A 19,204-nucleotide genomic window follows, 5' to 3' on the forward strand; every position below is an offset into this window, starting at 1 on the left:
CCCCCCTTCAGCATGGGAAAAAGTTCCACTAGCGGTTGTTAATTGGCCTTCAGAGTGGGAAAAATCACCACTGGCGATTGTACTAACTCCTTCGGCGTGGGAAGTTCTTCCACTGGCCGTGCTTCCTTCTCCTTCCGCATGGGATTGAGGTCCACTTGCTGTTGTACCACTTCCTTCGGCATGGGAGGCAGGTCCACTTGCTGTTGTGTCGCCCCCTTCGGCATGCGCATTGCTAGCGCCTACCGCGGTTTGCGTATTCAATCCCTCAACGTGAGAGTTGTCACCCCTCGCTATTGAACCTTGACCTTCGGCGTGGGAAGCCTGACCACTGGCGATAGTGTTACTTCCTTCGGCATGAGCATGGTGGCCACTTGCTGTTGTGAGATAGCCTTCTGCATGAGAAGCATCCCCGCTGGCCGTTGTTGAATTTCCCTCTGCATGTGCTGTATCGGCTGTTGTTTCAGTCAGGTGTCCTTCTGTATGAGAAGCCGCACCTCCTGCTGTTGTTGTATTTCCTTCCGCATGGGAGGTATCAGCATTTGCAATCGTTTGAAATCCTTCGGCGTGGGAAGCCGCCCCGTTGGCGGTTGTATTTAACCCTTCCGCTTCTGAACAGGACCCAATCGGATTTTGATTACATCCATTGGCCATTTCTTTTCACTCCTTTTGTATAAAATAATTAAAAACTCGTTAAGATTCTGAACAGTTCGAAATTTCTCTCTAATAATTAAAGTATGTTTTAACGACAAATTAGCTTGGACGAATATATTCTGCGGTGCTACAAGTGAAACATTTTTTGGCTAATCCTAACAGGTGAATAGTTCAGTTAAAAGCATTAAGTCAGCAACTTTTTCACTGTACATCACATAACCGTCCCTCTGAAAAACTACCTGTATCATGAATCTTTATTACTTCCAGAACCCCTTTAATCCAAGGTATATCCAATTCCGTCCACATTGTTCCCCTTGTTAACATAATGCGATGTTATCAGCACTGAAAAAGGATCCTCAAACGAAGATCCTTTTTTGCGGTTTATTTAAGTAACACACCCGTTTAGTTGAAATTGACCTGTCATTTAGAACTGGTATAATACTTAAACTATTAAAGTGATAATACCCATAAAGCCTATCAAATTAAAAGCAATTTGTTTAACTTGTGTTTCTTTCAGACTAATTAAACCAAGTATTAGTCCAGCAATACTAAGAAGCGTTCCTTCCTCAATAAAAATAAGTCCAAAAATAAAAATAGTTTTGGGATTTGCTTAAATAATGGAAAAAGTGGCTTGAATTTATAACGTAAACTCAAGTTTAATCAGTGATTAATTTGAATCTCAGTCCTTCACGTTTTGTAAGGGGGAATAATTTGAAATCTATTAATACGATCAAAAAGAAAAGCATAAGAATACGCTTTCTCTGCTATAATTTCTCGGGTCCTTCATAAATAAACTCATAAATAAACTGCTTAATCCGCTTAGTATCAACTGAATCCAATTTTAACATTTTAGTCCAAGCTGTCAAAACAATCCGTTGTCACCTAATTGGTAAAATTACCCAAAGTTATTGGTAAAATACATCAAAAGCAAAACTTCTATGTAATTATTCTTAAACAAACCCGTTAGTACAGAAGTACGGCTCCACAAATATGTATAAAAATTAGTACGTATACAGTTTCGAGTCATGATTCAAAAGAATTAATTAACATACTGCCAAAACATACATCAATTAATTGCCGAAACAGAAACTTTCAAAATTATTAATATAGGTAGTTCAGATTCCTTTAATCCTGGAAAAATAAATAAAATGTGTTAGTAAATTGTTTGAACTCAAGTAGTTAGTAAATACACATGTATATGAACCTCTCATGACTAAAAGTCACGAGTTTCCGGGTTGATGATTACGCACATTGACCACAGGTGGTGGGGAACACACCGCCGCTATCCCGTTGGCAAAAGCCTTTGGGACTACTTTTTTAGGCTGCTAAGTTCAAACGGTTTCCCCCTTTTCGGGCGGACCCTCCTTTTCTTCGCCTGAGTAGTTTAAGCTTTAATGCTTGAACATTTTACGTGACATGGGATGAATTTGCAGTTGGCTTTAGCCAAAATCACTGAATAATACAAACAAATGTGCCATAATTTACTTGTATAAATTGTGCAATTGTTCTTTGAAAACTGAACATATGAGGTTGTGACAAGGAGTGCTTTGTCTAAAGACGGGCTAACGTCCTGCACGGGTGTTCTTTTCGGAAAACAATAAAAAAAGAGATCAAACTGTTTATTTTGAATCTCCTTTTAAAATTTAGATTGATGAACTTTGTTTAATTGACCTACTCATCGGTTAATAACCTTCCAGCCACGCAGTCCCTGCAGTTAAAAAGTCTTATTGCTTCGTTTTTCACACCTATAAGGAACCTATGTACTTATAGGTGTGAGGATACTTTGGCTATCGCCAACCGGCATTCAACTCCTACTTATTCATTTGGGTTACAGCCCTTTGTATTCCTTGAAGTGGGGGCCTTTTGTCGGGGAAAGATAAAACAATCCCCGGAAATTATTCTTTAATACATATAAATTTATATTCAATGAACTACTATTGATGTCTGTTCATTTCCATACTTTGAACCAATCATCATTTTAAAGGTATCGATTTCAATTGGAAAATAACCATTAAGCAGCAATAAATTATAATTTTCTTCCCCAATCAGAAATTTTACTCTCTCTAGGCTTTGTTTGTTCATTTTTCATCCTCCTTCGAATTTGCAGATAAAAAGGATTCTCTCTCTTGGTCACTTTTTACTAGCTTGTATCCAGAATTCCTATTCTTTGGCGCCTCCAACCATCCTTCCTCCACCAATACCTGCATGAGATCTTTGACATCATTCATTCTCATTTTCATGTGTTTACGAAGGTGAGTGATCCTTGTTTCTCCTGTAAAGGCAATATATCGTTTTAATTCATCAAGAGGTCCTGACGTATTCACTTCCTTTGATTGTGAATGAATATCTAACAATAGTGGAGCTGAACCCGATTGATTTTTTCCATAAGTCTCGATAATGGCATCCATCTCTTCTTCGGTGCCTGCAATTAAAGGGCCTTGAAATCTGGTTAAAACTTTTCCCTCCAAAAGACAAGCCCCATCCCCATTTCCTAATAAGTTAAATGAAGGTTTTTGATCTAATACAGTGCTGTAATCATTACGACCACTACATTTAAACACGACTCTACTAGGCAAATTCGCTTTAATTAATCCTGTTACTACATCTACACTAGGACGTTGTGTTGTGATGATTAAATGAATGCCACATGCCCGTGCTTTTTGTGCCAAACGGATAATGCAATCTTCGACAGTTCCATTTTCTTTATCCTGCATCAAAAAATCGCTGAATTCGTCTATAACGGCTATCACATAAGGAATAGGAGCATCTTTTACTTTTCGATTGTATTGAGCTATATTTCGAACTCCCTCTTTTCCAAATAGTTCATATCGTTTTTCCATTAGATCAATTAATTTTACTAATAACTGTTTCGCTTCTTCTATTTCGGTATATACTTTAACGTTTTTAAATTTTGAAAACCCTGGGAATTCGACTCGTTTAGGATCAATTAAATACATCATCAGTTGTTCCGGTGGAACCCATATCAATAATGTTAAAATAAATTGCAAGAGCCAAATACTTTTCCCAGAACCAGTCGTACCGGCCACAAGTAAATGTTTCACTCTCGTTAAATCGTCATAATAAGGTTCTCCCGTTTCGGTTGCTCCTACAACGAACGGCAGAATCTTATCTTTGGAAAAGTTCTTAAATTCCCTTGTATCAATTAAATTCCGGAGATATACCGCCTGTCGGTTTTTACGCGGGAGAGTAAGTGTACCTGTACCTTTCTCTTTTCCTTGTAACACTAATAAATCAGTAATACCTAATTCTGTTTGCCAATCCATTAACACTTTTTGAAGATCGGACAATCGAATCCCTTTTGGCAGCATAATATTTAATCGAATCAATGTGGGTCCTTGTTCAAATCCAATGATTTTTAGTCCTTCTTCTTTAATCACGCCTAGCTTTTCTAAGGAGCCATTTAACTCTTGCTCGAAGTGATCCAGTAATAGCGGTTCTTGTTGTAATGTACCAAAAGGAAGAAATTGAAATATCGGTATAATATTCTCTTTCTTAGTTACTGTTTTCTCTTGTTGAATGACTTGAGTTGTTTTAATTTTTGATGTACATGGTAATAAAGAAACGAGTTCACTTTCAACAATAAACGGATGAATATGCCTTAAATAAGGTGCTTTCAATGAGCTCCACTTTTCTATTCGCTCTTTATTTCCCTCTTTTTTGCGACGAACTTCCCACTCATTTTCTTTACATTGTCGATTTAAACTTTCTAATAAGTCCTCAATAAATACTTTTCTATCTATTTCCTCCCCTCTTACGTATCCCCTTATTAAAAATCGGTATACGGTCTGATTCTTACGTTCTTCAAAAGAAGGGATAGTAGGAATAGAAATAGGAATGTTATGGCTTATTTCGGCTATTTTGAGCTGTAACGAGCGTACAGGAGCAAGCATACTTGGATAAGAAATTCCCTTCAAATAATCGTCGTATTGTTGCCTTAAAAGCGATTTCCATTTATCATTTCTATCTTTTTGAAATAACACTTGAATCCAAGCTTCTCCATTGATGAAATCAACGGAACTTAACCAACTTTCCATATTTTCTTGAGTGATTGAATAAATTGAAGGCTTTATTAAATAAAACTCGAAACTTTCTATATCTGTTACTTGAGATAAGGGAGAATCAGATAATAATAGTTTCTTTTGTTCATGCGAGGAATTAAAAGAAGGAATCGTATTCATTAGTTGGATTTTTACTTCCGTTTGATTAAGTAAAACCTCTAATCCCGCAACAGATCCATTTGAGAGCTTTTTTAACCACCTTCTAGCATCATCTCTGGACAAGCAAGGAGGATAACTATATATAAAGGCAGGCTTTCGAAATGGACCGATTTCAGCCATTTTTTTAATGATGTTCATTATTACCAGCCTCAATCTGCAGTAATATTTTTCAGATAAATCCAAATCAACGTGACAGTGTTTAACATAATAAAACCCGTATTAATCCATAGAATCGTTTCCATCGTTTACACCCTTCTTAACACGAATTTTCCCAGTTTTTGAGCGACTACTGCATAGGATTGTTTTGGAGTTGGTCCATGGTCGAAGTATTTTTTGACTGATGCAGGTGGAATCGCCATCATATAGAGTCCTCCTAAAATCACCAATAATTTCGCAAAGAACCCTTCTATTGTAGTGGGAAATGGAACAGCAAACATTAATAGGGAAAGAATGGTAACATATATCGAATAAACGATTTGAACTAAAAACAGTTCTTTTAAAGAATTCCACCAGCTATGATGCAAACTTTTCAATGAATCAAAGATGTATCCTAGCATAGCGAAGGGAGTTAAGATTCCTAAAGCGGTCATATTAAACCATCTTTTCCCATGATTTAGCAACATGGGAATGAGCAGAGCGATATAGAGCAAAATAAATAAGAATAACCCTATTACTTCAAATGCATCATTTATAAGACTAAATTCCTCATAAGTAGAGTACGTTGAGCTGCTGAGAAATTTAGTACCCATTCCAAGAAACATATTTGTTATCCCATTCATTACTTCAATTGCTTTGACAAAACCATATGGGGCAAATCCGCAAACCGCAATTAGGATGGGCAGCCGAATAACAATCTGTCTTAACGGAGTACCACTCCACCCTAGTACCTTTTTAAACCCTTCCAACATACTGGCAACGGATACTATTGCAATAGATAGACCGGAAAAAACACGAATCATATGGCGGAAAAACTCATTATCAAAAAGGAATACAGGAGTATAGATTATCATGCTGATTGTCTTGTACAGCCATACCATAAATTCTTTCATTTGGCTCTTAGGATTTAATACATCTTCTTTTGCTGCAGCATTTAGTGCTTCGAACCAATTTCCGGCATGTTGTAAGGTATCAGATATAGCTGAAAGAGTGGATGCTGATGCTTCTACGGAACACCCTGTTAAAAAGGCACTAGGAATTATTAGGACAGCTAATGGAAGAAGCTTTCCCTGATTCAGACGGATATGTTCTAGAAATTTTGATACCCTGGCAGCGGACTGAATAATCCTTTTGCCACCGTAATTATTAGCCATATTAAAACGGGTGCTGATATCACTTGGATTAATCCCTTTATTATCTCTTTGGACCATGCCTTCGCTTTTTCTCCCATCCCTACTATCCTCAACCCGCCTGCTAACATGAGGCAAATTGTCGCTACTGCTGCGACTAGTCCTAAGCATATGAGTTGAATGGTTTTCAGAAGAGAGTCTACTTCTGGTAGAATGGTCGGTTGCTCTGTTTGTGCGAATGCTGGTGTAGCATATACGAGAACCGATAACGATACGGATAAAGTTTTCAGAAGAAGAGTTTTGTACTTCTTTTTTTGTTTTGGTTTTGCTAGCTTCACCTCTTTCAGGTAGGACTGGAGAAAAAAATCAATATCATCCATTAAATTTTTTTGTTCTTTGTGTTCCGTTCGGTGTAAAAATTCAGTAATGGTGAAGGTTTCTTGTCTTCGAAACATATTTTCTCCTCCCTTTGATAAGGGTATAGCCAAATACACTAGTGGCGGTTATGAAGCATATTGTTTGAATCACGACAAAACCTACCATTGAATTTCCCCCTTTTTTTACGTCTGACTAAACTTATGAACGGATAGGCTTGTCTTATTCCATACAAAAAAAAGAAAATCTTTGTTTGTATGGAAGAATGCAAAAAAAAATCCTACCTCTAGGGTTAGGAATGCGAATACGTCACTTATTATTATTTTTAAAGATTTTCTCTATATAAACAGTCAGCAATCGGCGGACAATCTAATGCTAACCAAATACGAAGAAAAGAGTCCAATGTCATATTTAAATTTTTGTTATTTAGTAACTGTGATAAATTACTTTCACTGATACCAGTATCTCGATGGATTTGAACAGCCTTAATTCCTTTTTGCTTCATGATTTCTTTGAATCGATTTTTAATGGCATAAGGTTTTTCATTATTAGGCTCAAAAAGTAGGCTTTTAAGAGCCGTCGTATCAGTATCAGAAAGCGGCGCCATCATATCTATATAGTCAGCAATGGCAGCTCTAATTATTCTTTCAAGAGGAACTTCTTGTTGTTCCCTAACGGCAAGATAATGACTTATTTGTTTAAGTTGCTCTACTGTTGATGGTTTTAAATAAATTGTTACAGGTATTCTTGAATCTTGATCAGTTATCAAGTATATTCCCTCCTATTTTGGACAAACTCTAAGTAATTAATGAATTTTTTATTTAGGGGTGTAAAGTATGATTGTTCAAAAAAGAGATCGTGGAGATCACATTAAAAGTTCTTCTGGTCGTGGAGATAATTTGTAATTGTTCTTTCCTCAATTCAATGGGTAAAAACCCTCTTCCATACAAACATAGAAGTTTATATCGGTAAATAGAACTCGGAAAATACAGAAAACCTGAGAAGACATTCTAATTCATTTGCTAATAAAGTGAATTAGAATGTCTTTTGTCTTTCAGGTATATCCTTTTATCTAATTTACTAATGGCAGTATCTTTTATGAATGAAAAAAGACCTAAAATACGCAAGTAGTGCATAAAAACTTGCATATTTTAGGTCTTTTATTTTTATTCCTTATTGCGTTAAAGTACCCATTTTAGTTTAGTAAGGTTTAGTTAAAAACAAGGTTCAAATAATCTCCATGTCTCCTTATGAGTTCAACTTCTTTTTCAGATGAAATCCGAAAGAAATGGAAGATTAATCCCTCTTCTTCTCCACCTCCTGTTGGTTGGTAGTCCCATTCATCTAGAACATCTGAGACAGTTGTTTTATAAAAAAATCTATTATGTATGACACTATTATCGTTCCCCAAAAAATCCTCAGCAAGCAAACTTTCAACATGAAAATTTCTTAATCCTGTTTCTTCTTCAATTTATCTAATTACTGCATAATGAGTATCCTCTTCTGGTTTTACCGTTCCTTTCGGTATCTGTATCCCTGCTTCAGCAATGGGATGCTGAAAAACTAAAACCAGTGTTTTAATCTTCTTTCATTCTTGTTTCATAACCATAGGCTTTTCTAATCGTTGTCATTAATCTTCCTTCTTTCATCCCACATATTTTCTTCAACCTTCTTAAATAAACCTGCCCCTATAATTTAATTGTATTTTTCACCAACTTACATTTTAAAAACAAGAGTTATAGTGTGTTTATTGGGTTGATATTAGGCTAGTAACTAAACTGTAAACTGAATGTAACGAAAATAGGATTGTTGGTGAAATTTTCAATATATACAATTAGTATTCGTTAAGGAGTGATGGAAGATGATAAGTGTTACAGTAGATCAGTTAAAATTCAAGAAACAATTATCGATGATTGAACAAATCGCACTGAAAAATTTTCTATATAACTGGGTTGGGGGCTCAAGTAAAGGGTTGGATGATTTTTTCCAACTTGAATACACAGTAGATGTATTTGCCAAAATGGAAAAAACGACGAATGACACCGATTTGTTGATATCTGATGATTATTATTTTAGATACATAACAGTGACCGAAAATAATCAAATTGTCATAGGTGTTTTAGATATGAATTCAGAATTAAAACATAGAATCATTACACGAGAAGAGATTAAATAAATCTTAAAAATAGGTTACTTAAATCAAATTTAATTAAAGGTATGAAGAGAGTAACTTTATTCAAAATCGATTCCTCACAATATACAGGATTTTATACAATTCGAAGGGCGCGAACCGATTCACACCTTCTTCTGAAACCTTGATAAATCAACCATGTATAAAAAATAAATAAAGGTTATTTTTAAGTCATCGCAAAAATGTTGATCTATTAATCTTTTAAATTAAGATTACTACGTAAAAACATGGTTTTGCGTAGTAATCTCTGTATAAATATAAAAAGGCTGTCGATCGACAGCCTTTTTATTGGATTAAGGCACTCATTAATTGAATAAGTAGGTTTAATTAACTCCAATCTAACACATTAAGAACTTCGTTATTAAATGGGAATTCTTTATTAATGACTGTTCTTTTCAACTTTTCTAAAGCTTCAAAAGCGCTTTCTTTCATCTTAGCTGAATAGTCATATTTAGAACTATTCAGTTCAAACTCATCCTCATCTACGACTTTCCAATTCTCATTATGCTTCTTTACAAAGTCCAAATCCAAATCTACGAAACTGATTTGGTTATTACTTATTATTGGTGGTAATGCAACATTACAATAATAAGTAATTATCTTTCCATGTTCAATTTCTATTGAAACTGTGTACCATTCTTTTATAAAGAAAAAATCAAGCCAGTTATTGTTTGTTGTGTATGTCCTATTTTTTGTGTGATGTATAAATGGAGTCCCTGGTTTACAATGAACTATTGCATAATCAGATGTTTGTGCTATTAGTTCTCCTTGCCACTCGTAGTGAAGAATATCTGGGTGTTTTAATGCTTTGATATTAATGGATTTTTTCATTTTATTCCCCTATTCCACTAAAAACTTATAAAAATTTTATCATATATAATTCCACTATACTCTATCAATAAAGAAAGTGAAATCTGCACCTTCGTTCAATAAAAATGGCCACCATATTGGTTGTCTGATCTTAAAGGAACGCCCCCGTTAGCGTTTAAGACTTTTATTAAACGTAAGGAATCTCCTTTCCCTCGACCAAGGCTTTTAAGTTTGCTAAAGACTGATTGAAGCCTTCCAAATTTATAGTAACTCTTATTCCAGTACCTTCTTCATTTAAAGTAAACGATAGAAGTATTTGTTGTTCGTCTATATATAGAGAAAACTCCTGATAAGGGATTATTTTTTCAATCGTTGAAGACATCGGATATTCATCTTTCAGATTATTATGAGCACTTGGCATTAACGTAAAGATTACTTTCTCCCCAACTTTGAGGTTCGGTATTTTCCAAGGTGAGCCTGGTGCATACCATTGTAAAAGTTTCTCCGGGTCAGTAATTGCATTCCAAACCGTTTCTATATCGCTATCAATTAAAATAGAACTATTATCTGTACTACTACTCATTTATTAGCCCTCCCATTAATATTGAACAACAGATAAAATCCTTTTTAAACTAATCTCCCCCGTTAGCTAACCGAAATTTATCTCCCACTACTCATTGGGCTATCTCCCTTCATATTCCTTGAGGATGGGAGACTTCTTTCGGAGATTTGTTAAAAAGTAGCAACCTGACGTTTTCCGTAAATGGAACAGAAACCTACGAAATATAAATGTTAGCCGTGCAGACCGTGGTTATTGGGCGAAGCGACTCGTAAATGCAAAAGGTTGATGTTATTAGAAAGTAAATTTTTACGTTATTTTATTGATTTATATGTATAAAAGATTAATAGTTTGGGAATTATGAAGATAAAGTAGTTAACTAGAAGGAGAATAATCATGTACAAAGAAAGTGAAATAAAGTTTTCAGACTTTGTTGGCTATGATCAATTTGAACTAAACGCTTATCTTTCTTATCTGTTTCATCGATTTTATGATCATGACTCAAATTGGTCAGAAAAAACAAGATCGCAGTCTAGTAAAGACATTAGTGTTTGCTTATTGAAGTAGAATGCGAGGATACTATATGCTAGATTGGTAGATCCTACAAAAAATTATAAAATCGAGGTGTTGTAAATGAATAAAACAGAATTAGTAAAAGCTGTAGCAACACAAGCTGAACTATCACAGAAAGATGCAGCAAAAGCAGTTGATGCTCTATTTGACACGATTTCTAACACACTTGCTCAAGAGGAAAAAATTCAATTAATTGGATTTGGAACGTTTGAAGTACGTGAACGTGCAGCTAGAACAGGGCGTAACCCGCAAACCGGTGAAGAAATACAGATTGCTGCTTCTAAAGTTCCAGCCTTTAAACCAGGAAAAGAATTAAAAGAAGCTGTAAAATAAATATATGGTAAAACATAAAATACTCTGGGAATCCAGAGTATTTTTTATGTGCGTCCTGTCAATTTCCTAACCTTCTCAATGTCGTTTATTCGTGGCCTTTAACACTCATTTACAGAAAGTATGCTGGAACATATGTGGGGTCAATTTCTCATTTGGTAAACTTATAATCTTCAACCATCGTTTGGATCCTTCGTACAGTAAATCATGGAGATATCTAGATGTAGACCACATATGGAGAGTGGTCCATATGTGGTTTCTTTTTTACCATTTTCGCTAATAATGTTAGCTAATTCTGACTTGCTTTAAGCAGTATATTTGAAATCGGAATCCTCGTCAGCTAATTTTTACTCTTCTATGCCACTAAGCATTGCTATTTTTCTATCTAAAAGTTGAGATAAGTTCAATTTATTGCTTTCTTTTTCCAGGCTGCTTTGGAGAATCTGTTTTTTATTTTCTAATTCCTCATTAGTCGCTAAATACTTTTTAATTTTTTCTTGAACATTAATCTCAAGTACATCGATTAGATTAATGTTTATTGATGAAGAATAAATTTGATCTATTATTACGTCCAATTTACTTTCAATAGCTTCTTTCCTTATTTGGAACTCTTTAATATTAGTTATATACTCTTTGATTTCATCTTGAATCTTAACGTCAAGTTCATCTAATAGATCGTTATAGAACGAAAAAGAATGTAATTGATTTTTTATAGGTTCTACTTTACCTTCAATAGTTAATTTCTTACTTTGTAAATCTTTAATAATAGATTTAAATTCATTTATGTTTTCTTGAGCTTCATTCTCATATTTTGTTTTTAAATCTGAATTAATTTCATTTGCAAGTTGATGTACATTAACTTCACTCTTTTTTAAAAAACCGAAAAGTGAAGATTTCTTAAAAGAGCTTTTTAAAGAATTAGCTATGAGCAAGGTTTGTTTATCTTCTAGGTATTTCATTCTTGATTGGTTTTGAGCTTCACTAATTTTTGACTGAGTATTAGTTATTTCTTGCTCTACTTCAGATAGCTCTTTTTCATATTCCATTAATGAACGCATTAGAATTTTATTGATTTTTGATTGATTGTGAGTGATTTTCTGTTCTACTTCAGATAATTCCTTTTCATACTGCATTCTTGAAAGAATAAGAATTTCATTGATTTTTGATTGATTGTGAGTGATTTTACTTTCTAAATCAGATATATCTTTTTCATATTTTAAGATATTTATCATAGTGTTTTGTAAATCGATTTTTTTTTCAAACTCTTGTATCCTTGTTTCGATTAGAACATTATCTTGTCCAGTATCTCGACTTTGAAGATCATTTCTTTCATTATGAGGAGCCAGTCTTTTAATGTTACTTGAAACCGTCACTCCAGGCTCTAGACCCAACTCAGAAAGAAAATCTATAGTAGTTTTTCCAGCCTTGTCCATTAAGAGGAAGATTAAATGTAACTTAAAAACACTCTTATAATTAAGTCTATAGAATTTGCCGTACTTTTCAGGAGCAATATAGTCGACTAGTTCTGAACGGAAATGATTTCGGATGGTTGAATCTGCACGATCTATAATTTTACCGGTTTCAACCGTACTATAAGTTGTATCTTTATGTAATGCTAAAATTGATTCAGTAAAGATGCTATCCTCTAGTTTATTTAGAAGAGCCAATCGATATATTGGATCGTTTTCAAATTCTCTTATAAGGATTTCTTTCATATCTAATTCTTCCATTATTAGCACCTCCTACTCTAGCATCTATTACGAACTTCCACAGTTCTCTATAAATCTTACACTGAAAAAACTTACAAATCAATAATAAAACGTTGATTTGTAAGGCGTTACCCCCTTCCAAACGACTCGCAGCGTTTCCGTTGCGTGCCGTCGAACGATGTTTAGCGATATAAATCAAATGCGTAGATAAATCATTCATTATCATAAGTGAATGTTCGTTATCAATCGTTCTCATTTTAATTTATAAGAATCATTCTGTTTCGAATTTGAATCGATATGAATGATAATGATTGAAATGATGACGATTAATGTTGTAGTTGAATAGGACTTGATTTATCAGTATTCTTTTATTAATAAAATGGATTTATAATTCAAAATCGATCTATACCGAATTTGTATCATTCTGAATCATGATGAATGATGATTTATGATTAGCAAACGACAGCGCTGCGAATCGTTCGAAGGGAGTTAACGCTTGATTTAACAACGTTCTTCTTTTTTGATTTTTATAAACATCATTATGAATGAACTTGAATGATAAGTTTTTTTATATGGAAAGAAAAATTGCACTGGAAAACAGATATTTAGGCCGTTCAAGACGGATGGCCACTCTGGCAAACTATTATGCAGACGAGACGATAAAAAAGGGCAAAAAAGAATGGGAAAAATCTAAACGATATATAAGCAGGCAACCGAAATTGAGGGATTTACAGAGAAAAGCTGCATTGAGCAGAAAATATGCTCCTAATGAAGAAGTTAATAAACTTCGCTCATTAGGAAACGAGTTGTTTATCCTTTTCTGACAGAAGACTCCCACCTCAAGGAATGGGAAGGGCTACAGCCCAATGAGGTGGGAGATGAAGGTCGGTTGGCGATAGCCAAAATCCCCTTCCTATGATATAATTAGAACGAACGTTCCCGTAGAGAAGGTGAAATACTGTGCTAGTCAACAAAGCTTTTAAGTTTCGCATTTATCCAAATAAAAAGCAAATGGAACTGATCAACAAAACAGTAGGTTGCTCTAGGTTTGTGTTTAACTTCTTTTTGGGAAAACAGAAAGACAAAGATGCCTATTGGTATATGGTTGAAGAAATGGTTCAAAACGGCCAGCTTCCAGCGAATAACTGGAAGGGTAAATGTCTAAATAAGCATGAAACAGTAAAAGCCATTCCGGAATTAAAAAAGCAATATTCCTTTTTGAAAGAAGTGGATAGTATTGCTTTACAGAAGTCTGTTGAAAACTTAGCCGACTCTTACGAAAGGTACTATAAAAAGCAGAATAAGTACCCAAAGTTCAAGTCGAAAAAGAACCCTGTTCAATCCTATACGACCAAGCAAACGAATGGAAATATTGCGGTGGTAGACAACTATATTAAACTTCCGAAATTAGGACTTGTTCGTTTTGCGAAAAGCCGTCAAGTGGAAGGACGTATTTTAAATACGACTATTCGGCGTAATCCTTCCGGAAAATATTTCATTTCTATAGGGACAGAAGCAGAAGTCTCTGAATTACCTAAAACGAATTCAGCTATTGGAGTAGATGTCGGTCTTAAAGATTTTGCGAGTCTTTCTAATGGAAAGACTTATGCCAATCCAAAATTTTTCCGCACACTAGAAGAAAGGTTAGCCAAAGCCCAACGTATGATGAATCGACGAACGATTGGCGGTGCAAACTGGTACAAAGCTAAAAGAAAAGTCGCCCGAATTCATGAAAAGATGGTCAATGCACGTAAAGATTACTTAGACAAAATCTCAAGCGAGATGGTCAAAAACCACGACATCATCGGGATGGAAGATTTGTCTGTAAGTAATATGCTGAAAAATCATCATCTTGCAAAAGCTATTAGTGAAGTCTCATGGTCACAATTTAAAACCATGATGGAATACAAAGCCAAATGGTATGGAAAGCAAGTTGTAACGGTTGCGAAAAACTTCCCGTCCAGTCAGCTTTGTTCCTGCTGTGGCTATCAAAATAAAGACGTTAAAAATCTTGGTTTACGTAAATGGGAGTGTCCAACGTGTCATACCCATCACCAACGAGACATTAACGCAAGAATCAATCTAAAAAATGAAGCTCTAAGGCTTCTAACCGTCGGTGCGACGGGGCTCGCCTACTAAACAACTGAGGGATACTTCAGTGTTCGTAGGAATCTCCCGCTTCAAACAGACCGTTAGGTCGGTTAAGCGGTGAGTAGTTTAATGAAACAATGAATATAAAAGGACTGCAAAAGACGGCAAAAATAGTAACAAAAAATGAAAAAAACAGGGGTTTGACTTAGCATCTGTCTTCAATGGAGAGAAAATAAAAGGGAGCAATACTTAGACTAATCACAAGTATTGCTCCTTTGTTATTTCATATGAATTAAAAATCTATATCATCTAAGTCTGCTGCTTTTACTTTTATATTGTCATTATTATCATCAGTAGTATCAAAATCATCATCAAGATCGGTTAATGAGGCTTTTTTTCTAGTTGAGCCAATCTTGGCCGAAAAGAAGTCATCAAACTCATCCAGTCCTAGGCTAACAGAAGCTTGCTTTTTAGCTTCTTCTTGTTCTTTTTCAATTCGTTCCCATTGTGCCTTTTCCTCTTGCAATTGACTAATTCGAGAGGAAGGTGTTGAGAGTACTGATAAACCATAGAGTGTTAGTTCATCTAGTTTACTATTTTTGCTGATTGATAAATTTACCTTTGTTTTTAATAGTTCTGATGAATATTTGTAAACATCATCGGCGATACGGGGTGAAATATTTTTAGCATTCGGATATAGGATTGCAATGGCTCCAGTTAGAGCATGTTCAAACTCGTAATCTGCTAAAACTTCATTCTCTTTATAAAGGTTATATATTTTATCTTCTAAATTATCATCTACACTAATTTCTTTTACCTTTGAAATAGATAGCCAGCCAGGTGTTGATAGAGTTGTTAGTAATTCTGTTTTGTCAAACACAGAACGGCCTTCTAATAATGGTATTGTGGAAATTTCAGCTAGTATACTTGCAACCACCATATTACTGTAAGATTTAGCATCTATTTCTGTTCCGTTATATGTTTTTAATGGTGAATTTGCATAGTAATCATTCATTTTTTCATTATCAATGACTAATGTATTACCGATTTTTCCTTCATTCATAAATTGTTGTATAAGAGCTATTCCAGCAAGAGCATTTTGTCTAAAAGAAGAACCTTTTTCTTCTGTTGAAGGGAGTGAACAGATGACACCTAAAGGAATTTTCCCTCCAAATAATGCACGTGCTTTACGGACTTGAGATAAATACGTTAAAGCTACTTTTAACGCTCCATTTCCAGTTCCACCACCTAGGGATACTGTAACCCAAACAAACTCTGCATTTTGAACATCATTACTTAGAGCTACTTGTTTATAAATCTCTTTATTTTCTACAGCAATTTGATATCCTAATTGAGCATTTTTATCTGTACCCTCTAATTCAGGGAATTCAGCGCTCTTAGTTACAATCCTTTTGTCTTCAGGAATAAGTTTGCGGTGCTCTTCCATATCGGATTTAGAGGAGTTCAGCAAGTATGTAGGGAAACCAAAGCGAGCTAGTTCGGCAGCAATTCTTCCTCCGCCTTGTCCGAGACCTATAATTGTTTGAGAAGGAAAACGATCTATTTCAGAATTTACTTCATCGGAAAAAACATGCGTAGATAATAACGCTTTTAAAGCACCTAATTGTTCATTTTTATCAAAAGTTTTCATATTAAGTATCTCACCTCATTAGTTTTTTTGTTCTTTATTTAATATTGTCATCAGCTGTCTGCCTCTTATAGTTACAAAATATGGAGTTGATGTACCATCTTCCTTTTTCTCAATAAATCCTTGTGCTTCAAGAATAAGAAAGGCAGCATCATAACGTTTTCTCATGCTGTGATAGTTTTCTAGTCTGGTTTTAACAAGTCCTCTATGATTCTTGTTTTCTATAGCAGTCTGGCGAAATACATCAATTGTAAAATCATCTAGTTTTTTTCTGAGAAATCTTAATGTTTGTATGTTATATTCCAGTTCATCAAGATCCACATATGTATTTTGGGCTTGGTTTATATCGCTCATTGACCTAATAACACCCCTTTTTTATGTTCCTTAAAGGACCCTTATAATGTACTCTTTAGGTACATTATAGTAAAACTACTAAAATTAAGCAATTCATTGATAAAATAACATTAATTGAGGCAAACTACAACTAAAATTCATTTCTTATGTTCCTTAATGGTACACTATTATGCACCTCAAATAGAAGCCTTATAGAACAATAGGTTTCTCTAAATTTATCTATCTATTGTTCCTTTAAGGACCTTATTTATGGTACATAATAATATTGATAGTATTTTCTTTGGTATTCAGGTTAATTTTTAAATAATAAATTTTTAAACTTTAAATTTATCGAAGGCTTAAGAAAAATGATAAAAATATCTCTGAAAAATTGAGTGGTACCAGTAATTTATCAATCAACATCATTCTCAACTATAATTGGACTGTCCATAAATCGTTGAGCGATACCCAATTTACATGAAAACAGCTGTAACTAAATTGAACGCATTTGAATGTTCATTTTTTTTGTGAACCGATTTGAATATAAGTGATTATAAAATTGAAATTGAGTTTCTTAAGGATCAATTACGTTAAATAGCGTAAGCGCTGGCTAGCGTTTACGCTATTTATATAGGGGTAGGAATGAATTTCAAAATGTTGTATTTGGAAAATCATTTGTACATATACCTTTTATAACATTGACCAATTAAGCAGCGCCTTTAATATCATTCCGAAAGCGTTCCGAACGGTAAATTGCGCTTGAATGGAGGCGATTCCACTTTATGAAAGATAAGATTATTAGATTTAAAGAGATACTTTCCTCGAGGTGTATTCAATTTAAAAAGCTTCTTGTTCCGAATTGGTTTGCGATTGCAGTAGGGGAGCTACATTTACTACTAACGTTTATTATGTTTGTTCCAACCATCATAACTATTGTGTTGCTATTATAGTTAAGCAGACAGTATGTTTAATATTCAGTCGAGATAAAAGAAGTCCTTAGTGAATTTAAATTTAAAAATGCTCATTTATAAAAATGATTCAAACTAGAGACAAAGGAAATTTGGCCAGATATTTCATTAGGCTCTGAATCATATACAAAGGAATTACTGATACAACCTGTAAAATATCATCCCGTGAACTACTCCCACCACTTACCACCCTTACGGATCGCTTGAAGTGGGGGCTTCTCGACTTATCGTTACTTTTACTAGCTAACGAAAACTGACCGAGCTAACCCTCTTGTTCCAAGAGTTTTTGTCTCTATACTAATGCCAATAGGCGTAATCCCTCATTTTTGATATTGATAGCTGAATTATAGTCCCGGTCTGCCACATAGCCACATGAACAATGATAGGTACGTTCAGATAGTGCCATAGGTTTTTCTTCACCACAACAAGAACATTTCTTAGTAGAAGGAAACCACCTATCAATTTTTACGAGCTGCTTTCCTTGTTCTTTTAGTTTGTACGCTAAAAAAGTAGTGAATATACCCCAACCATTGTCATGAACGCTTTTACCAAAGTGAAAAGCTTGGGACATCCCTTTCATGTTCAAGTCCTCGATCACGACAGCGTCAAAGCTAAAAGCTAACTCTTTTGACTTATGGTGAAGGAAATTCATCCGTTGGTTCGCTACTTTTTCATGCAATTTAGCCACTATTGTATGTTGCTTGTTCCAACGTGCGGAACCTTTCTTACGCTTGGATAAGATACGTTGTGCCTTTGCTAATTTTTCTGACATGACACGATAGTAACGAGGATAATTGGCTTTCTCATTCTCACTACTCACATATAATTCAGACATAGCAAAATCTAGCCCAACGACATTTTCTATTAATTTAAGTTTTATCTCTTTTTCATATTCTGTTAGTACAGACACATAGTATTTCCCTGAATTTGTTTTTGAGATGGTACAGGATTTTAGTTTGTAATTCTCTGGGATTTCTCTATGTTGTTTGATTTTTACAAGTTTTAATTTGGGTAGTTTGATATGACCGTCTTTCAATTCAATGTTTCCATTGACTAAGTTAGTCGTATAAGATTGTCTAGCTTTACGGTTTTTGAACTTTGGAAATTCGGCATTGCCTTCAAAAAAGTTTTTATAAGCATTTTGTAAATGGAGCTGTGCGTTTGCCAAAGCTAATGAATCCACTTCTTTTAGGAATGGAAAGTCACCCTTATATTTTGCAGGGGTCGGAAACTTTTGCTTTTTAAGCGTTTCTTTATCATCCTTGAACTTTTCATACGTTTCTTTCCGTTCTGATAACATCTTGTTATAAACAAAACGAACACAGCCAAATGTTTTGGCTAACAATACTGCTTGTTTTTTGTTAGGTAATAAGCGAAATTTGAAAGCTTTGTTTTGCTTGGTCATATCCATTCACCTCCTAGTCATATTATAGAACATTTGT

16 protein-coding genes and 1 pseudogene are annotated in these 19,204 nt (G+C 34.6%); 5 read left to right on the forward strand and 12 right to left on the reverse strand.

The window, feature by feature from the left end:
* The 6 genes and pseudogenes from F4V44_RS23050 to F4V44_RS23075 form a co-directional block, all read right to left on the reverse strand.
* A pseudogene (locus F4V44_RS23050) lies at positions 1 to 651 on the reverse strand (peptidase G2 autoproteolytic cleavage domain-containing protein); the annotation flags it as partial.
* Positions 652 to 1,415: 764 nt separating this feature from the next.
* Positions 1,416 to 1,517 (reverse strand): DUF3105 domain-containing protein, encoded by a 102-nt coding sequence (locus tag F4V44_RS28460; RefSeq protein ID WP_150442361.1) that lies wholly within the window; start codon positions 1,515 to 1,517, stop codon positions 1,416 to 1,418.
* A 1,057-nt stretch (positions 1,518 to 2,574) separates the two neighbouring features.
* Positions 2,575 to 2,733: a hypothetical protein gene (locus F4V44_RS27600; RefSeq protein ID WP_191090820.1), complete on the reverse strand. Its 159-nt coding sequence runs from the start codon at positions 2,731 to 2,733 to the stop codon at positions 2,575 to 2,577.
* Positions 2,730 to 5,027, reverse strand: a complete 2,298-nt coding sequence (locus tag F4V44_RS23060) for an FtsK/SpoIIIE domain-containing protein (protein ID WP_150442362.1) — start codon at positions 5,025 to 5,027, stop codon at positions 2,730 to 2,732. Before F4V44_RS23060 ends, F4V44_RS27600 begins: the two co-directional genes overlap by 4 nt.
* 107 nt (positions 5,028 to 5,134) lie before the next feature.
* Complete coding sequence (locus F4V44_RS23065) at positions 5,135 to 6,256, reverse strand: hypothetical protein (protein WP_191090821.1); 1,122 nt, start codon at positions 6,254 to 6,256, stop codon at positions 5,135 to 5,137.
* Between the two features lie 619 nt (positions 6,257 to 6,875).
* Complete coding sequence (locus tag F4V44_RS23075; protein WP_150442365.1) at positions 6,876 to 7,319, reverse strand: helix-turn-helix domain-containing protein; 444 nt, start codon at positions 7,317 to 7,319, stop codon at positions 6,876 to 6,878.
* A 1,092-nt stretch (positions 7,320 to 8,411) separates the two neighbouring features.
* On the opposite strand from F4V44_RS23075, the gene F4V44_RS23085 reads away from it, so the two are divergent.
* Positions 8,412 to 8,726 (forward strand): hypothetical protein, encoded by a 315-nt coding sequence (locus F4V44_RS23085; protein WP_150442366.1) that lies wholly within the window; start codon positions 8,412 to 8,414, stop codon positions 8,724 to 8,726.
* 342 nt (positions 8,727 to 9,068) lie between these two features.
* Here the strand turns inward: F4V44_RS23085 and F4V44_RS23090 are convergent, their stop codons facing one another.
* Positions 9,069 to 9,572: a DUF402 domain-containing protein gene (locus F4V44_RS23090; RefSeq protein WP_150442367.1), complete on the reverse strand. Its 504-nt coding sequence runs from the start codon at positions 9,570 to 9,572 to the stop codon at positions 9,069 to 9,071.
* A 166-nt stretch (positions 9,573 to 9,738) separates the two neighbouring features.
* The gene (locus tag F4V44_RS23095) at positions 9,739 to 10,134 is read right to left on the reverse strand and encodes an SRPBCC family protein (protein ID WP_150442368.1); all 396 of its coding nucleotides are present in this window, start codon (positions 10,132 to 10,134) and stop codon (positions 9,739 to 9,741) included.
* Between the two features lie 372 nt (positions 10,135 to 10,506).
* On the opposite strand from F4V44_RS23095, the gene F4V44_RS27605 reads away from it, so the two are divergent.
* Together F4V44_RS27605 and F4V44_RS23100 are read left to right on the forward strand one after the other, a co-directional pair.
* Positions 10,507 to 10,677 carry a hypothetical protein gene (locus F4V44_RS27605; protein WP_191090822.1) on the forward strand — a complete coding sequence of 57 codons (171 nt, stop codon included), beginning with the start codon at positions 10,507 to 10,509 and terminating at the stop codon, positions 10,675 to 10,677.
* Positions 10,678 to 10,743: 66 nt separating this feature from the next.
* Entirely contained in the window at positions 10,744 to 11,016 is a 273-nt protein-coding gene (locus F4V44_RS23100; RefSeq protein WP_150442369.1) for an HU family DNA-binding protein, read from the forward strand.
* Between the two features lie 344 nt (positions 11,017 to 11,360).
* Here the strand turns inward: F4V44_RS23100 and F4V44_RS23105 are convergent, their stop codons facing one another.
* The gene (locus tag F4V44_RS23105; RefSeq protein WP_150442370.1) at positions 11,361 to 12,743 is read right to left on the reverse strand and encodes a coiled-coil domain-containing protein; all 1,383 of its coding nucleotides are present in this window, start codon (positions 12,741 to 12,743) and stop codon (positions 11,361 to 11,363) included.
* A 551-nt stretch (positions 12,744 to 13,294) separates the two neighbouring features.
* On the opposite strand from F4V44_RS23105, the gene F4V44_RS23110 reads away from it, so the two are divergent.
* Positions 13,295 to 13,546: a hypothetical protein gene (locus F4V44_RS23110; protein ID WP_150442371.1), complete on the forward strand. Its 252-nt coding sequence runs from the start codon at positions 13,295 to 13,297 to the stop codon at positions 13,544 to 13,546.
* A 187-nt stretch (positions 13,547 to 13,733) separates the two neighbouring features.
* Entirely contained in the window at positions 13,734 to 14,861 is a 1,128-nt protein-coding gene (tnpB, locus tag F4V44_RS23115; RefSeq protein WP_396897513.1) for an IS200/IS605 family element RNA-guided endonuclease TnpB, read from the forward strand.
* Positions 14,862 to 15,105: 244 nt separating this feature from the next.
* Here the strand turns inward: tnpB and F4V44_RS23120 are convergent, their stop codons facing one another.
* From F4V44_RS23120 to F4V44_RS23130, 3 genes are all read right to left on the reverse strand, one after another.
* Positions 15,106 to 16,464, reverse strand: a complete 1,359-nt coding sequence (locus F4V44_RS23120) for an FtsZ/tubulin family protein (RefSeq protein ID WP_150442373.1) — start codon at positions 16,462 to 16,464, stop codon at positions 15,106 to 15,108.
* A gap of 18 nt (positions 16,465 to 16,482) precedes the next feature.
* Positions 16,483 to 16,815, reverse strand: coding sequence for a hypothetical protein (locus F4V44_RS23125; RefSeq protein WP_150442374.1), 333 nt, complete (start codon positions 16,813 to 16,815; stop codon positions 16,483 to 16,485).
* A gap of 1,239 nt (positions 16,816 to 18,054) precedes the next feature.
* Positions 18,055 to 19,167: an RNA-guided endonuclease TnpB family protein gene (locus F4V44_RS23130; RefSeq protein WP_150442375.1), complete on the reverse strand. Its 1,113-nt coding sequence runs from the start codon at positions 19,165 to 19,167 to the stop codon at positions 18,055 to 18,057.
* Positions 19,168 to 19,204: the final 37 nt, after the last annotated feature.

Origin of the sequence: Niallia endozanthoxylica, assembly GCF_008710145.1 — a bacterium.
GTDB lineage: Bacteria > Bacillota > Bacilli > Bacillales > Cytobacillaceae > Bacillus_BD > Bacillus_BD endozanthoxylica.

What these genes read in the sequence shown, in the direction of transcription:
- F4V44_RS23105 (WP_150442370.1), bottom strand. Translation starts at nt 12,743, where the DNA reads ATGGAAGAATTAGATATGAAAGAAATCCTTATAAGAGAATTTGAAAAC.
- F4V44_RS23085 (WP_150442366.1), top strand. Translation starts at nt 8,412, where the DNA reads ATGATAAGTGTTACAGTAGATCAGTTAAAATTCAAGAAACAATTATCG.
- F4V44_RS23095 (WP_150442368.1), bottom strand. Translation starts at nt 10,134, where the DNA reads ATGAGTAGTAGTACAGATAATAGTTCTATTTTAATTGATAGCGATATA.
- F4V44_RS23130 (WP_150442375.1), bottom strand. Translation starts at nt 19,167, where the DNA reads ATGACCAAGCAAAACAAAGCTTTCAAATTTCGCTTATTACCTAACAAA.
- F4V44_RS27605 (WP_191090822.1), top strand. Translation starts at nt 10,507, where the DNA reads ATGTACAAAGAAAGTGAAATAAAGTTTTCAGACTTTGTTGGCTATGAT.
- F4V44_RS27600 (WP_191090820.1), bottom strand. Translation starts at nt 2,733, where the DNA reads ATGAACAAACAAAGCCTAGAGAGAGTAAAATTTCTGATTGGGGAAGAA.
- F4V44_RS23110 (WP_150442371.1), top strand. Translation starts at nt 13,295, where the DNA reads ATGGAAAGAAAAATTGCACTGGAAAACAGATATTTAGGCCGTTCAAGA.
- F4V44_RS23100 (WP_150442369.1), top strand. Translation starts at nt 10,744, where the DNA reads ATGAATAAAACAGAATTAGTAAAAGCTGTAGCAACACAAGCTGAACTA.
- F4V44_RS23120 (WP_150442373.1), bottom strand. Translation starts at nt 16,464, where the DNA reads ATGAAAACTTTTGATAAAAATGAACAATTAGGTGCTTTAAAAGCGTTA.
- F4V44_RS23125 (WP_150442374.1), bottom strand. Translation starts at nt 16,815, where the DNA reads ATGAGCGATATAAACCAAGCCCAAAATACATATGTGGATCTTGATGAA.
- F4V44_RS23090 (WP_150442367.1), bottom strand. Translation starts at nt 9,572, where the DNA reads ATGAAAAAATCCATTAATATCAAAGCATTAAAACACCCAGATATTCTT.
- F4V44_RS23065 (WP_191090821.1), bottom strand. Translation starts at nt 6,256, where the DNA reads ATGGTCCAAAGAGATAATAAAGGGATTAATCCAAGTGATATCAGCACC.
- F4V44_RS23060 (WP_150442362.1), bottom strand. Translation starts at nt 5,027, where the DNA reads ATGAACATCATTAAAAAAATGGCTGAAATCGGTCCATTTCGAAAGCCT.
- tnpB (WP_396897513.1), top strand. Translation starts at nt 13,734, where the DNA reads ATGGAACTGATCAACAAAACAGTAGGTTGCTCTAGGTTTGTGTTTAAC.